Genomic DNA, 14,749 nt, shown 5'->3' with positions numbered 1-14,749 from the left:
GGGTAAGCAAAAAGGAAGGTCTGATCCCCAAAGAGTGGATAAAACCTTCCTTTTATTTTATTATGACTCAAGAATCTGTTGTAAAAGCCGAGCAGCTACAGTCTTGAAAGTTTGTTGGTTTATTTGCTAGTACTTTAGTCTTTAGTTTGTTTCGCGAAGTTAAGTTATAAAAGCAATCCCATAAAGTCTTCACCTCCCTTGAAGACTGCGCAAAGAACCCAAGAAATTTTAAAATCAAAGCAGCAAAACCAAAATGTTCATTGTTTTGAATATACAAATAGAGAAGACAAGGCTTGTCCTCTCTAGAAGTGAATCATCCGCTACAGTCGATAAAGAGCCTTTCAAAACAAATCACTACAGGTTTGTTCTTATCTATGGTCTACTTGGAGCTGGAAGAGCTTGAACTGCTGGAGCTATTAGAACCATGGATTTCAGAGTAACTCTTAGGCTGATAAAGTTTGGTCGTTGTCTTATCGCCATTGCGATGGAAGGCACTGGTTGATTTATCCCCTCGTTTTTTATTGATCTTTTTGAGATCATTCAGCGAGTTGGTATAGGAATATTGACTCGCATCGGTTTTTTCCAAGCCAGGGAAATTAGCAAAGCGCAGCAAGTCTCCAGTTTGGATTGTGTCACTGTTGGATAGTTGAGTAGCCGCAGCTTTGCGGAATTTATCGAGATCGGCCTGCGTTACCGTATTTGGTTTAATGATTTCTTGACCGGTTTGAGTATAGTAGGTCTTACCCCCATAACTAGTATAAGTAGGAGTGATGTAGTAACCAGGGGTACGAAGTGGTACTAGCTGATCGTTGGATGGTGACAGAAGATCTTGTCCCATTTGAATGTATCCTTTAGTATCAATACCGAGAAGATGGAGTAAGGTTGGCAGAGAGTCAATTTCACCACCGTAAGTATCGCTGACAAAGCCATCAGTATAGCCCGGTATATTGATGATGTAAGGTACTCGTTGCATCATAGCATTATCGTAGTCAGACCAAGTTTCTGAGTCCTTATCAAGCAGGGGTGCTAGGCTGGTGTTGCGGTCGTTTGAAATACCATAGTGATCCCCATAAAGGACGATAATTGAGTTATCATAAAGGCCACTGGCCTTGAGATAATCAAAGAAGGACTTAAGAGCCGAGTCCAGATAGTTAGCTGTTGCAAAGTAACCATTAACGGTGTCGTCACCTGTATCTGCCAAAGGGAAACCGAGTTCATCCTTTTCACCATTCAAGCTGGTGTAAGGATAGTGGTTAGATACGGTAATAAATTTCGTGTAGAAAGGTTGCTGCAGCTGTTCCAAATACTTGATAGAGTCCCCAAAGAGGTACTTGTCATTAAGACCATATTGGAAAGAATTACTGCTGTCTTGTTTTTGGAAGTAAGTTGAGTCAAAGAAGTAATTGTAACCCCACTGTTTATAAGTATTGTTACGATTCCAGAAGCTTCCAGTATTTCCGTGGAAAACAGCACTAGTATAGTCGCCTTTTTGCGCGAGGATAGATGGTGTGGCATAGGCTGTATTGTCACCACCGTAGTTAACCATATAAGAGCCGCTGTTTAAACCGTAGAGAGAGGTCTCCATCATGGTTTCTGCGTCAGAGGTTTTACCGTTTCTGACCTGATTAAAAAAGTTTGAAAATGAGATAGATGATGGAGAGTGGTAAAGGGAGTTAATAAAAGGTGTTACTTCATATTCCTGACCATCAGCTTTCAATTTATAGTCAATTAGGAACTGTTGGAAACTTTCTAAATGGATGACGATAACATTGCGTCCCTTGGCAACGCCAAAATATTTCTTATCAGGAGCTGCATAATTCTGGTCAACATACTTTTGCACGTCCTTGAGATCATCAGCTGTCGCAGAGCTGCGCTCTTTCTGTGCCTGATAAGTCTGATTAGCACTGTAGGTGATAAAGGCTGGCAGTCCAATTCCCCGAACTACATAGTAATTGGAGAAACCGCGGGTCAAGAGTTGGGGACGAATAACCTCCGCAACAAAGAGATTAGCAGAAAAAAGTAGAGCAGACAGAGCAGTCACTGCAAAACTCGCTCGCTTGTTGAAATAGCGGCTATCTGATTTAATTTTTTTGCGAATTAATAGATAAGCAAAGAAGATTAAGTCAATTAAATAAAAGAGATCGGTCAGTTCAAAGAGATTGGCTGCCGAGTCTCCTAAACCTGCTGCTGCCTTAGAGCTTGCCAGTAAGGTATTAACTGTGATGAAATCAGTAAATTCTCGGAAATAGATGGAATTCCCAATAATCACGATATTTAAAAAGAGGTAGATAAGGACTTCTAGGGTATAAAAAACCTTGCTATTTTTGAAATAGAGAGGAAGTCCTAAAATTAATAGTCCCAAAGGAAGGGGATTGAGGACAGCCACGACAGTCTGAAGGGTATCCTCCAATTCTAGGTTAAAATCAATCGCGTAAGCCCACAGAGTCTTTATCCAATAGAAAAAGAGCAGGACTAGGACAAAGCCTAAACGCGTATTAATAATGCCACCCAATTTTTTCAAGGGACTTAAATACTTTTTCATTCTATATCCTCGATCACTGTTATTCTAAAAAATTCATTTTTCATTATACCACAAATTTAACTTTAAATATGAAACAAGGTAGAAAGTTTACTGAAATTTTGGTACAATACTTAGTATGAATAAGCTCACCGTGGATAGCTCGGTTGTCAAAAAAATTAACCGTGGCATTCAGCTCTTGCAAGGAGAAGATTTCAAAACACTTTCTTTAAAAGATCAGGTTCTGGAACTCTACTCGTCCAAGCAAGAGTTTCTGGGAACAGCCTACCTATCCCCGCAAAATAAGGGGGTTGGTTGGGTTATTTCGCGGCAAACTGTCCAACTGGATAAGATGTTCTTCATCAATCTCTTCAGGCAAGCCAGAAACAAGCGTCAATTCTACGAAAAGGATAATTTAACGACGGCATACCGCCTCTTTAATCAGGATGGTGACGACTTCGGTGGTATGACTATCGATCGCTATTCGGATTACGCGCTTTTCTCTTGGTATAATCCCTATATTTACAGCTTGAAGGATATTATTGTAGCAGCCTTTCGAGAAGTATTCTCTGAGCTTTTAGGTGCCTACGAGAAAATTCGCTTTAAAGGCTTGGATTATGAATCAGCACATTTATACGGCCAAGAAGCTCCTGATACGTTCACAGTCATAGAAAATGGTGTGACCTATTCGGTTTTTTTAAATGAGGGCTTGATGACGGGAATCTTTCTCGACCAGCATGAAGTTCGTGCCAGCCTCATTAACGGTTTGGCAATGGGAAAAACTGTCTTGAACATGTTTTCTTATACAGCGGCTTTTTCAGTAGCTGCGGCTATGGGAGGAGCTCTGGAAACCACTTCGGTTGATTTAGCTAAACGTTCACGCCAGCTGTCTGAAGCCCATTTTAAAGCTAACAACTTGGAGCTAACTCCTCATAGGTTGGTTGTAATGGACGTTTTTGAGTATTTTAGGTATGCCAAGCGCAAGGGCTTGAGCTATGATATTGTGGTTTTAGACCCTCCTAGCTTTGCTCGTAATAAAGGGCAAACATTCTCAGTTGTAAAAGATTATGATAAGTTGGTGCATCAAGCCCTAGAGATTTTAAATCCCGACGGAACTATTATTGCCTCAACCAATGCTTCAAATATGTCGGTTGAGCAATTCAAAAAACAATTAGAAAAAGGTTTCGGCAAAGCAGGACATCGGTATCTGAATTTGAAACAGTTGCCTGCTGATTTTGCTGTCAACAAAGCTGATAAGCGTAGTAATTATTTAAAAGTATATACAATAAAGGTAGAGTAGTAAGATCATGAAGATAGTAGTTCCAGTAATGCCACGTTCCCTAGACGAGGCTAATAACATTGACATCGCTAAATACGACCATGCTGATATTATCGAGTGGCGGGCAGATTTTCTCCCTAAAGAGAGTATTATCGAAGTAGCTCCGGCTATTTTTGAAAAATTTCCGGACAGGGAAATAATTTTTACACTAAGGACCGATAAAGAGGGCGGACAGATCTCGCTGACTGATGATGAGTATATCAACCTGATTAAAGAAGTTTCAGCTCTTTATCGTCCTGACTATATTGACTTTGAATACTATTCCCATCAAGAGGTATTCTCTCAGATGTTGGACTTTCCTAATTTGGTATTGTCCTACCATAATTTTCAAGAAACACCGGATAATCTCATGAGTATTATATCAGAGCTGACAGCTTTGACACCGCGTGTGGTGAAAATTGCAGTGATGCCGCGAAATGAACAAGATGTTCTTGATGTTATGAATTTTACACGTGGCTTCAAGGTCATTAACCCGGAACAAGATTATGCAACCATGTCCATAGGAAAACTTGGCCAAATTTCACGTATAGCTGGTGATTTGATGGGGTCTAGCTGGACCTTTGCCAGCGTTGAAGAGGGCAGTGCACCGGGTCAATTAGCTTTAACAGATATATATAAGATAAGGGAGATTCTCGATGCAGATTGACGGACATACACGGCTGGCGGCTGTAGTCGCACAGCCCATCAAGCACTCTATTTCACCTTTTATTCATAATTGGGCCTTTGATGCGACAGGTATTAATGGGGTCTACGTAGCCTGGGATATTCCTGAGGCAGACTTAGAGGAGTCTGTCAAAAATGTCCGTCGCTACGACATGTTTGGGATTAACCTTTCTATGCCTTATAAGCAAGCGGTTATCCCTTTTTTAGATGAGTTAGATCAAGCGGCAGAGCTCATTGGTGCTGTCAATACAGTTGTTAATAGTAAGGGTCGCTTGGTCGGCTACAATACGGATGGCTATGGCTTCTTTATGGCTTTGGCCAAAGATGGCTTTAATATTAAAGAGAAAACCATGACCATTCTTGGAGGCGGTGGAGCTGCCACCTCAATTATTGTTCAGGCTGCTCTTAATGGTGTCCAGAAGATCAATATCTTTAACCAGTCAGTTTTCCTAGAAGATACTCGCAGTCAGGCAGAGCGCTATACTCAAGCAACGGGAGCTGCTATCGAAGTTTTCCCTATTGAGAACCAGTCTCTTATTCAGGAAAAGATTACTCAAGCTGATCTTTTAGTAAATGCTACAAGTGTTGGTATGGACGGAGAATCTATGGTCATTGCGGACGATACGTTCTTGCCAGATGGCTTACGTGTAGCTGATGTTATTTATCAGCCTTTTGAAACTCCCTTTCTAAAATATGCTCGCAGCAAAGGACTTAAGGCGACCAATGGTCTGGGAATGCTCCTGTATCAGGCTGCTAAGGCTTTTGAGCTTTGGACGGGTGAAACAATGCCGACCGATACTATTTGGCAGGAGTTGACAAAGCGCTACGACGTTTAAGCATTGAGTGAGAGGTGCACAGGATGAAATTACATGTAGATTTAACACATACTCCCTATGATATTGTGATCAAAAGAGGTGCCCTTAGCGAAGTTGGGAGATGGGTGACTGAACTTTGGCAGCCGCAAAAAATTGCTATTATTACGGACAATCATGTTGCCCGTCTCTATGCTGAAAAGGTTAAACTAGGCTTAGAAGGAGCTGGTTTTGATGTTTGCGTTTTTGATTTCTTGGAAGGAGAAGCCAGCAAGAGCCTGACTACAGCTACAAAAGCCTATGAGTTTCTCATTAAGCAGGGGATGACCCGCAGCGATGGTATTGTTGCCTTAGGCGGCGGTGTTGCGGGAGATTTGGCTGGTTTCATCGCCTCTACCTATATGCGCGGTATCCACTTTCTGCAGATCCCAACTAGCCTGACAGCACAGGTAGACTCTTCTATTGGTGGAAAAACGGGGGTCAATACCCCTTTAGCTAAAAATATTGTGGGGAGTTTTGCTCAGCCAGATGGTGTACTCATTGACCCTGATACGCTGCAGACTCTAGGAAATCGTGAGCTTATCGAGGGAATGGGAGAGGTCATCAAGTATGGTCTTATCAATGACGTGGAGCTTTGGCAGGAATTGGAGACTATGTCAGGGACAACTCAATCTATCTTAGAGCATGCGGAATCTATCATATATCATTCCTGCGATGTTAAGCGTAAAATTGTAGTTGAAGATGAATTTGAAGGCGGCGTTCGTATGTACCTTAACTTTGGTCATACTATCGGTCATGCCATTGAGCAAACAGCAGGCTATGGTAAGGTGATGCACGGGGAAGCTGTTGCTATTGGAATGGTACAGTTATCGCGGGTAGCCGAACAAAAAGGATTGATGCCCGCAGGTATTACGCAACAGATTGCCGATATGTGTATCAAGTTTGGACTGCCAATTGACCACGAACCGTGGGAGGTTGAAGAGCTTTACACTGCTTTAACCCATGATAAAAAAGCACGGGGAAATAGCATTAAAACAGTTATCCTTCCTAAAATTGGACAGGCTGCTGTTAATCAAATCCCCTTGGCTGAGATGAAAGATTATTTGGTGAAGTAAATGAGATATTTAACAGCAGGTGAATCACACGGTCCACGTCTAACGGCTATCATTGAAGGTGTACCTGCAGGTTTATCCCTAGCAGCGGAGGATATAAATACTGATCTTAAACGCCGTCAAGGTGGCTATGGTCGCGGTGGGCGCATGAAAATAGAAAGCGACCAGATCGTTTTTACCTCAGGTGTTCGCCATGGAAAAACCACCGGTGCTCCAATCACAATGGATGTCCTTAATAAGGATCACCAGAAATGGCTGGATATTATGTCAGCGGAAGATATTGAGGAGCGCCTCAAGACCAAACGAAAGATTACCCATCCACGGCCTGGGCATGCAGATTTAGTCGGTGGTATCAAGTACCGCTTTGACGATCTACGCAATTCTTTGGAACGTTCGAGTGCCCGTGAAACGACCATGCGAGTCGCAGTTGGAGCAGTAGCTAAACGTATACTAGCCGAATTGGGTATTGAAATTGCTAATCATGTTGTGGTCTTTGGCGGCAAGGAAATTGATGTGCCCGATGGTCTGAGCGTCTCGCAAATCAAAGAGTTAGCGGCCAAGTCGCAAGTATCAATTGTCAACCAAGAGCGTGAACAAGAAATTAAAGATTACATTGACCAGATAAAAAAAGAAGGCGATACCATCGGCGGTGTTATTGAGACGGTCGTTGGCGGTGTTCCGGTTGGACTGGGCTCCTATGTGCAATGGGATACCAAACTAGATGCCAAGATTGCCCAAGCGGTTGTTTCAATCAATGCCTTTAAAGGCGTTGAGTTTGGCCTTGGCTTTAAGGACGGTTATTTGCGCGGCAGCCAAGTTATGGACGAGATTCTCTGGAATGAAGAAGAGGGTTATACCCGCAGAACCAATAATCTAGGCGGCTTTGAAGGCGGTATGACTAACGGTCAACCTCTTGTCATCCGCGGTGTCATGAAACCCATTCCGACTCTCTATAAACCGCTGATGTCAGTTGATATCGAGACACATGAGCCTTATAAGGCTACGGTTGAACGTTCTGATCCAACTGCTCTACCTGCAGCTGGTGTTGTCATGGAGGCTGTTGTCGCAACAGTTTTGGTTGATGAAATCTTGGAAAAATTCTCATCGGACAACATGGAAGAACTTAAAGAAGCAGTGGCACGCCATCGCGATTATGTGAAGAACTTTTAATCGTGGTATTCCTCCGGTAAATACTTGTTCATTTTTCGGAGGCAAATTCACCTTCATTGCGTTATCATAAAATAAAATGATCGTACAGCTGAAGGAGTTTGATTAATGATTACCGATAACACTTTAACCCATCGCTATTACCGTGCCCTTGTTGAACGAGACATACAATTTGATGGCATCTTTTTTGCAGCTATCAAAACGACAGGTGTCTTTTGCCATGCGACTTGCCGTGCTAGAAAACCCAAATTTGAAAATTGTCTTTTTTATCGCACTGCTGAAGAGGCCTTGCTTGCGGGATATCGTCCCTGTAAAATCTGCTGTCCTTTGTCTTATCCCCAACAAATACCTGATGATATAAAGGTTTTAGTGGATGCGGTAGAAAGCGACCCAGAAAAACATTGGCGGGAAGAAGACTTTAGAGAGCTGGGGTTACATTCTGCTACAGCAAGACGAAAATTTAAAGATTATTATCACATGACCTTTGTGCAGTATGCCAGATCTCGTCGAATGGGATTAGCTTTCAAAGAAATCCAAGAAGGCTCAAAAGTTATTGACCAGCAGCTAGCAATGGGTTACCAATCATCTAGTGGCTTTAATGATGCTTTTACGAAAATTATGGGGAACCCTGCTAAAAAAACGGATGTTATAGTTATCACCGCCTCTTTTATCATGACTCCAATAGGTCGCATGCTTGCTCTTGCTGATGACAACTATCTTTACCTCTTAGAATTTGATAATCGCAGGGGCTTGGAAAAAGAACTTGAAAAATTGCGTCGGCAACAAAATGCTCGTATCATTCATGGTCACAACATGATCTTAGAGCAGTTAAAAAAAGAATTAGAGGACTATTTTAAAGGGCTTTCTGCTGATTTCACAATTCCACTATATCAAAGAGGGACAGGCTTTCAGCGTTCAGTTTGGAAACTGCTGCAGGAAATTCCTGTAGGTGAAACAAGGTCTTATAAGGATTTGGCCCTGTCTCTAGGTGGTTCTGATAAAGTAAGGGCAGTTGGGAATGCCAACGGTGCCAATCAAATTTCAATTTTGATTCCTTGCCATCGCGTCATTGCTGCAAATGGTGATTTAGGCGGTTATGGCGGTGGTATTGAGCGTAAGCGATACCTTTTGGAATTGGAACAAAAAATAATAAGTAGTAAGCATTAGGAAACAGAAAAAAGGGGGAATCATGACGAAAACAATTTATATAGCCGGCCTTGGACTGATTGGCGGTTCAATTGCTCTAGGCATCAAACGTGGTCACCCTGACTACACTGTTTTGGGCTACAATCGCTCAGATAAATCTCGTAACGTTGCTCTGGAGCGCGGTATAGTCGATGAGGCAACAGCAAATTTTGCTGAATTTGCACCAAGAGCAGATATCATTATTCTAGCTGTTCCCATTAAGCAAACGATTGGTTTTATTAAGGAATTAGCTGAACTGAGACTTAAGGACAATGTGATTATCACAGATGCCGGCTCAACTAAGAGAGATATCGTTGCTGCTGCTGAATCTTATTTAGCCAATTGTCCAGTCCAATTTGTAGGTTCTCATCCTATGGCTGGTTCACATAAATCTGGAGCTATTGCGGCGGATATCAACCTCTTTGAAAATGCTTATTATATCTTCACGCCTACTGCTTTAACCCGACCGCAAACGATTATTGACCTAAAGAAGATATTAAGTGGTCTGCATGCGCGTTTTATCGAGATAGATGCTGAGGAGCATGACTGTGTGACGAGTCAAATTTCCCACTTTCCCCATGTTTTGGCTGCCAGTCTTATGGAGCAAGCTGGGGATTATGCGCAAGATCATGAGATGACGAATCATTTTGCTGCTGGTGGTTTTCGGGATATGACTCGGATTGCTGAAAGTGAACCTGGAATGTGGAGCAGTATTCTGCTGACTAATAAAGAGGCCGTTCTCGGTCGGATTGCTGACTTTAAACAACGCTTGGATACAGTAGCAGATCGTATTGAAAAAGGCGATGAAGAGGCAATTTGGCAATTTTTTAATCAGGCTCGCTTGACCCGTAAAGCTATGGAAATCCATAAAAAAGGTGGGGTAGACAGTGGTTTTGACCTCTATGTTACCATTCCCGATGAAGAAGACAGCATTTTAAGAGTTATGGAACTGCTGCGTGGCATTTCCGTCATGAATATTCGTATCAATGAGGAAAACCGAGAAGATATCAATGGTATCTTACAGATCACCTTTAAAAATCAAAAAGACCAAGAACAGGCCCTGATTCTTATTAATAAAGGTTCAGACTATACAGTAACGATAGATTGAGGAGAAAACAGAAATGACTGCAAATATTTATGACTTAGCCAATGAACTTGAACGTGGCATTCGTGCGCTACCGGAATACCAAACTCTAGTTGACCAGAAAGCCCAAATTGATGCTAATGAGGAAGCAAAAACTTTATTTACAGAGTTTTCAGCCCTTCAAGAACAACTTTACACTGCTATGCAGTCTGGTCAAATGCCTAGTGAATCAGATCAAAAAAAGATTGAAGAACTTGGACAAAAGCTTGAAGGCAATAGCCTTTTGAAATCTTATCTTGAGGCACAGCAAGCTCTGTCAGTTTATCTTAATGATATTGAGAAAATTGTCTTCTCGCCTCTAAGGGATCTAAATTAGCGAAGGAAATACTAACTTATATAAGAAAAGGGAGTGGGATCAACCCAAAAATAACAAAAGGGCTATCAACAAATGTTCATTTTTAGTTGTTGCCTGAAACAGTCTAGCCTCAGACTGTTTTTAACACTTGCTTGCTTTGCCAGTTCTATTTCCCGAGGTTGAGACAAAAGTTCTCAGCCTTATTTATTGGTCAATTTTATTTGCTAAGCGCAGTGGTTGGTTGGATATCCTTATCCCCTGCTATACAAGTGATAGCGGTTATCCTAACCAACTGTAAAAGTAGAGATAAGACGAACAGTAGCCACCCCATAAGGTTCGGGGAGCCTTTGGAGGTTGAAAATGAGATGAACGATGTTCATTGCAGTCGTTTAGGTTTTTCCTTTGATCTTGTGGTACAAGGAAAGCCAGCCAGCAGTGGTTCAGTGGTGCTAAAGCAACCAATGACCTGTGTAGGGGTAAGAGTTTATTCTAAAACAAAAATACTGGACGAGTTTCGCCCAGCTTCTTTTGCTACAGAGCCCCCTTATCTGGCTCACAGATCTTGGTCGAGAAGAGTGATCAAGATCTGTGATACCTATTAAGACAGGAAAAAGTTAAGGCTATTTAATATAAAAGGTCTGATCTTTCAAACTAATTTCTTGAACCTTTGCAAATTTTTTCAGTTTTTTTAAGTCCTCTGGATGGCTAATAAAGGTGATTACTGTACCATTCTTACCCATTCGCCCGGTGCGTCCTGACCGGTGGGTGTAGACATCTTTATTCCGAGGAAGATCGAAATTGATAACGGTTTCTAGATTCTCAATGTCAATACCACGTGCTACTAGATCTGTAGCCAATAGCAAGGAAATCTCCTGATTTTTGAAGCGCTCCAAGATAATTTTTCGGAACTTGACATTAACGTCGCTAGCCAAAGAAACTGCAGAAGCACCATTAAATTGTAAGCGTTCTTCACTGGCTCCTAAGTCGGAGAGGTTATTGAAAAAAACCAAGGCTCGAAATTCGGGAATATTGGACAGCTTGCGCAGGATTTCTAGGCGTTGACGTTTATCTACTTGGAGATAATAGTGATGAATATTGTCTAGACTTTGATCACTCAGATTGATCTCCAGAGTATCCTCAGCCAGCTCCTGCCGATCAATTTTAGACGTCGCACTCATGTAAATCATCTGGTGCTGGCGAGGGACATAGTGGGAAATCTTACTGACAAATTGGTATTGGGAATCACTAAGGAGTTCGTCAAACTCATCCAAGACGATGGTGTCTACATTCATCATCTTGATTTTTTTCAGCCTGATCAATTCTAAAACTCGTCCTGAAGTGCCAATTAAAATCTGCGGTCCCTTTTTGAGGCGTTCAATCTGTCTTTTTTGACTGGAACCAGAGATGAAAAGCTGGGCGGAAATCTTTACAGGTTCTGCCCAGTCTTTGACAACCTCAAAAATCTGTCCAGCCAACTCAGTGTTTGGTGCTAAAATTAAGACTTGTTGACTTTTTAGTCTATCTATTTTTAAGAGGAGCGGCAGAAGGTAGGCTAGGGTTTTTCCCGTTCCAGTTGGGCTGATTCCTAAAAAGTTAGCACCGCTCTTTATCGGCTGAAACGCTTGCTTCTGGATAGATGTCCAATCAGTGATATCTTTTTGCTGACACTTTTCTTGCAGTACTAGTGGGAGTTTGATGGTCATTATACTTCCTTTATTCTTTAATGTCGGCTTTAATTATACCATCTTTTAGGGTATAATAGGGAAGTTGATTTTTAATTAAAAGTTTTGGAGAAAAGCATGCGCAAAAAAACGATTATTATTGGCGTCACTGGTGGTTCTGGTGGTGGAAAAACCAGTGTTTCACGAGCGATTTTGAATCACTTTCCCGATTCTAAAATTGCGATGATTGAGCATGATTCCTATTATAAGGATCAGTCTCATCTGACCTTTGAAGAACGAGTTTCAACTAATTACGACCATCCTCTGGCTTTTGATACTGACCTTATGATTGAACATATCAGAGAACTACAGGCGGGGCGACCAGTAGATATACCGATTTACGATTATACCCAGCATACACGCAGTGAGCAAACCTATCGGCAAGAGCCGCAGGATGTTTTTATCGTGGAGGGGATTCTAGTATTAGAGGATGAACGCTTGCGAAATCTCATGGATATTAAACTTTTCGTTGATACAGATGATGATATTCGTATCATTCGCCGTATTAAACGGGATATGGAAGAGCGCGACCGCAGTTTAGATAGTATCATTGAACAATATACCAGTGTGGTCAAGCCCATGTACCACCAGTTCATTGAGCCGACAAAGCGCTATGCTGATATTGTTATCCCAGAAGGAGTATCAAACCTTGTGGCTATCGACCTTATCAATACTAAGATTGCCAGTATCTTGGGTAACTAACTATTAACAGCGGACAAGGTGCGATCTTATTGGAAAGCTGTTAACTTTAGAGACCCTCTGTCTGTTAAACGGTTTGTGATAGCTATACACACCTTCGCACCTAGATGTTTGAAATATTTGCCAGTCGCTAGCTTTATTTTGGAACTTTTATCGAGATATAATTATCCGATTTTTCAGAAAATTTCTAAAAACACTTGACTTTCCTTTTAGAATAGGATAGGATATTAAGCAAGAAACATCGAAGGGAAAAAGTCAAATGATCTCACAACCTATGACAGTCTTGTTGTTGAGGAATGAGGGCTAGTGCAAAAGCATTAGTCCTGTTTGGCTTACCAAGCGGGATTCATGAAAACATCTCGCTTGGTGCGAGGTGTTTTTATTTATCTTATTAAAAAAACAGGCCAGTAAGCATCTCATCCTTAAAAAGTACCAAAAGGGTGAAAATAAGGGTAAATTTTAATGAACTTAATTTCATACGGAGAGCTTAAGGTGCGTTTTACTGATTTATTAAAAAGAGAGGTAAGTCTATGCATAAAGTAGAATTTCTTGACACCACCCTGCGCGATGGTGAACAAACTCCAGGGGTTAACTTTTCAGTAAAAGAAAAGGTAGCTATTGCTAAGCAGCTGGAAAAATGGGGCATTTCTGCTATTGAAGCAGGATTCCCTGCAGCTAGTCCGGATTCTTTTGAAGCTGTTAAACAGATTGCAGCTGCCATGACAACTACAGCTGTAACAGGTTTGGCTCGTTCAGTTAAGTCGGATATTGATGCTTGCTATGAGGCCTTGAAAGATGCGAAATATCCTCAGTGCCATGTCTTTATTGCGACAAGTCCTATCCATCGTGAATTTAAGCTGAAAAAATCTAAAGAAGAAATTTTGGACGTCATTAAGGAGCACGTTTCCTATGCTCGCCAGTATTTTGATGTCGTGGAGTTCTCACCAGAAGACGCCACACGAACGGAGCTGGATTATCTTTTGGAGGTAGTACAGACTGCCGTAGATGCTGGAGCAACCTACATCAATATTCCGGATACTGTGGGGTTCACGACACCGACCGAATTTGGACATATTTTTGAATACCTCATTGAAAATATCAAGTCTGATCGCGATATCATTTTTAGTCCCCATTGCCATGATGATCTCGGTATGGCTACAGCCAATACCTTGGCTGCTATTAAAAATGGAGCCGGTCGAGTTGAAGGGACTATCAATGGTATTGGAGAGCGAGCAGGGAATGTAGCGCTAGAGGAAGTTGCAGTAGCCCTTAATATTCGTAAAGATTATTTTAATGTAACTAGCGATATTATTCTTAATGAAACAGTGAATACTTCTGCTATAGTATCGCGCTTCTCAGGTATCCCTGTACCTAAAAACAAATCTGTGGTCGGTGGCAATGCTTTCTCTCATGAATCTGGCATTCATCAAGATGGTGTGCTTAAGAATCCATTGACCTATGAAATCATTACCCCTGAGCTGGTTGGGGTTAAGCAAAGCTCCCTGCCGCTTGGTAAGTTGTCAGGCCGTCATGCATTTGTTGAGAAACTCAAAGAGTTGGAGCTGGATTTTGCTGAAGAGGAAATTACCACCTTCTTTGCCAAATTTAAAAAATTAGCAGATAAGAAGCACGATATCCGAGATGCAGACATCATCGCCCTAGTGGAAGGCAACGATGTTGCTAATCCGGAAGGCTTCCATTTTGATGATCTGAAATTAACCTCAAACAATGATGATACTGTAACAGCCGTCGTAACCATGACCAACATCGACGACGAGCAGGTTGATGTCGTTGCTAATGGCAAGGGTTCTGTTGAGGCCGCCTTTAATGCTATTGATAAGTTCTTTAATCAAACCGTTAAACTACTCAGCTACAGTATTGATGCCATCACAGATGGTATTGATGCTCAAGCTCGTGTTTCAGTTTCTGTTGAGAATGTTGATACGGGTACGATTTTCAACGCCTCTGGTATTGATTTTGATGTTATGAAGGCTAGTAGTATAGCTTATGTGAATGCCAATGTCTTTGTTCAAAAGGAAAATGCTGGAGAAATTGGCCGGCGTCTGTCAGAAAAAGACATGTAAAAGGGAGATA

At 41.7% G+C, this 14,749-nt stretch carries 13 protein-coding genes; 11 read left to right on the top strand and 2 right to left on the bottom strand.

Annotation, left to right across the window (positions count from 1 at the left end):
* Nucleotides 1-379 precede the first annotated feature (379 nt).
* Nucleotides 380-2,542: an LTA synthase family protein gene (locus AC4HAL_RS03545; RefSeq protein WP_491093012.1), complete on the bottom strand. Its 2,163-nt coding sequence runs from the start codon at nt 2,540-2,542 to the stop codon at nt 380-382.
* A gap of 115 nt (nt 2,543-2,657) precedes the next feature.
* Between AC4HAL_RS03545 and AC4HAL_RS03540 the strand changes: the two genes are divergently transcribed.
* The 9 genes from AC4HAL_RS03540 (at nt 2,658) to AC4HAL_RS03500 (ending at nt 10,837) form a co-directional block, all read left to right on the top strand.
* Entirely contained in the window at nt 2,658-3,818 is a 1,161-nt protein-coding gene (locus AC4HAL_RS03540; protein WP_491093011.1) for a class I SAM-dependent rRNA methyltransferase, read from the top strand.
* A gap of 7 nt (nt 3,819-3,825) precedes the next feature.
* Nucleotides 3,826-4,503, top strand: a complete 678-nt coding sequence (aroD, locus tag AC4HAL_RS03535) for a type I 3-dehydroquinate dehydratase (protein WP_447451197.1) — start codon at nt 3,826-3,828, stop codon at nt 4,501-4,503.
* A complete protein-coding gene (locus AC4HAL_RS03530; protein ID WP_491093010.1) occupies nt 4,493-5,356 on the top strand; it encodes a shikimate dehydrogenase in 864 nt (287 codons plus the stop codon). The genes aroD and AC4HAL_RS03530 overlap by 11 nt, the downstream gene beginning before the upstream one ends.
* A gap of 23 nt (nt 5,357-5,379) precedes the next feature.
* Nucleotides 5,380-6,447: a 3-dehydroquinate synthase gene (aroB, locus tag AC4HAL_RS03525; RefSeq protein ID WP_491093009.1), complete on the top strand. Its 1,068-nt coding sequence runs from the start codon at nt 5,380-5,382 to the stop codon at nt 6,445-6,447.
* A complete protein-coding gene (gene aroC / locus AC4HAL_RS03520; protein ID WP_491093008.1) occupies nt 6,448-7,614 on the top strand; it encodes a chorismate synthase in 1,167 nt (388 codons plus the stop codon).
* 105 nt (nt 7,615-7,719) lie between these two features.
* Nucleotides 7,720-8,778 (top strand): bifunctional transcriptional activator/DNA repair enzyme AdaA, encoded by a 1,059-nt coding sequence (locus AC4HAL_RS03515; RefSeq protein ID WP_491093007.1) that lies wholly within the window; start codon nt 7,720-7,722, stop codon nt 8,776-8,778.
* A gap of 19 nt (nt 8,779-8,797) precedes the next feature.
* Entirely contained in the window at nt 8,798-9,904 is a 1,107-nt protein-coding gene (locus tag AC4HAL_RS03510) for a prephenate dehydrogenase (protein ID WP_491093064.1), read from the top strand.
* 13 nt (nt 9,905-9,917) lie between these two features.
* The gene (locus tag AC4HAL_RS03505) at nt 9,918-10,256 is read left to right on the top strand and encodes a YlbF/YmcA family competence regulator (RefSeq protein ID WP_491093006.1); all 339 of its coding nucleotides are present in this window, start codon (nt 9,918-9,920) and stop codon (nt 10,254-10,256) included.
* 344 nt (nt 10,257-10,600) lie between these two features.
* Nucleotides 10,601-10,837, top strand: a complete 237-nt coding sequence (locus AC4HAL_RS03500) for a hypothetical protein (protein ID WP_491093005.1) — start codon at nt 10,601-10,603, stop codon at nt 10,835-10,837.
* 18 nt (nt 10,838-10,855) lie between these two features.
* Here the strand turns inward: AC4HAL_RS03500 and AC4HAL_RS03495 are convergent, their stop codons facing one another.
* Complete coding sequence (locus AC4HAL_RS03495) at nt 10,856-11,938, bottom strand: DEAD/DEAH box helicase (RefSeq protein WP_491093004.1); 1,083 nt, start codon at nt 11,936-11,938, stop codon at nt 10,856-10,858.
* A gap of 96 nt (nt 11,939-12,034) precedes the next feature.
* On the opposite strand from AC4HAL_RS03495, the gene udk reads away from it, so the two are divergent.
* Both udk and AC4HAL_RS03485 read left to right on the top strand, forming a co-directional pair.
* A complete protein-coding gene (gene udk / locus AC4HAL_RS03490; RefSeq protein WP_447451204.1) occupies nt 12,035-12,658 on the top strand; it encodes a uridine kinase in 624 nt (207 codons plus the stop codon).
* A 527-nt stretch (nt 12,659-13,185) separates the two neighbouring features.
* Nucleotides 13,186-14,739: a 2-isopropylmalate synthase gene (locus AC4HAL_RS03485; protein WP_491093003.1), complete on the top strand. Its 1,554-nt coding sequence runs from the start codon at nt 13,186-13,188 to the stop codon at nt 14,737-14,739.
* The last annotated feature ends 10 nt before the right edge of the window (nt 14,740-14,749 follow it).

The organism is Streptococcus sp. ELY_125 (assembly GCF_058314535.1).
This window is presented reverse-complemented; position numbering and strand designations above follow the sequence as displayed.

Excerpts from the sequence above, each read along its gene's own strand:
- AC4HAL_RS03505 (WP_491093006.1), top strand. The coding sequence starts at position 9,918 with ATGACTGCAAATATTTATGACTTAGCCAATGAACTTGAACGTGGCATT.
- AC4HAL_RS03500 (WP_491093005.1), top strand. The coding sequence starts at position 10,601 with ATGAACGATGTTCATTGCAGTCGTTTAGGTTTTTCCTTTGATCTTGTG.
- AC4HAL_RS03540 (WP_491093011.1), top strand. The coding sequence starts at position 2,658 with ATGAATAAGCTCACCGTGGATAGCTCGGTTGTCAAAAAAATTAACCGT.
- aroB (WP_491093009.1), top strand. The coding sequence starts at position 5,380 with ATGAAATTACATGTAGATTTAACACATACTCCCTATGATATTGTGATC.
- AC4HAL_RS03495 (WP_491093004.1), bottom strand. The coding sequence starts at position 11,938 with ATGACCATCAAACTCCCACTAGTACTGCAAGAAAAGTGTCAGCAAAAA.
- AC4HAL_RS03545 (WP_491093012.1), bottom strand. The coding sequence starts at position 2,542 with ATGAAAAAGTATTTAAGTCCCTTGAAAAAATTGGGTGGCATTATTAAT.
- udk (WP_447451204.1), top strand. The coding sequence starts at position 12,035 with ATGCGCAAAAAAACGATTATTATTGGCGTCACTGGTGGTTCTGGTGGT.
- aroD (WP_447451197.1), top strand. The coding sequence starts at position 3,826 with ATGAAGATAGTAGTTCCAGTAATGCCACGTTCCCTAGACGAGGCTAAT.
- AC4HAL_RS03530 (WP_491093010.1), top strand. The coding sequence starts at position 4,493 with ATGCAGATTGACGGACATACACGGCTGGCGGCTGTAGTCGCACAGCCC.
- AC4HAL_RS03515 (WP_491093007.1), top strand. The coding sequence starts at position 7,720 with ATGATTACCGATAACACTTTAACCCATCGCTATTACCGTGCCCTTGTT.
- aroC (WP_491093008.1), top strand. The coding sequence starts at position 6,448 with ATGAGATATTTAACAGCAGGTGAATCACACGGTCCACGTCTAACGGCT.
- AC4HAL_RS03485 (WP_491093003.1), top strand. The coding sequence starts at position 13,186 with ATGCATAAAGTAGAATTTCTTGACACCACCCTGCGCGATGGTGAACAA.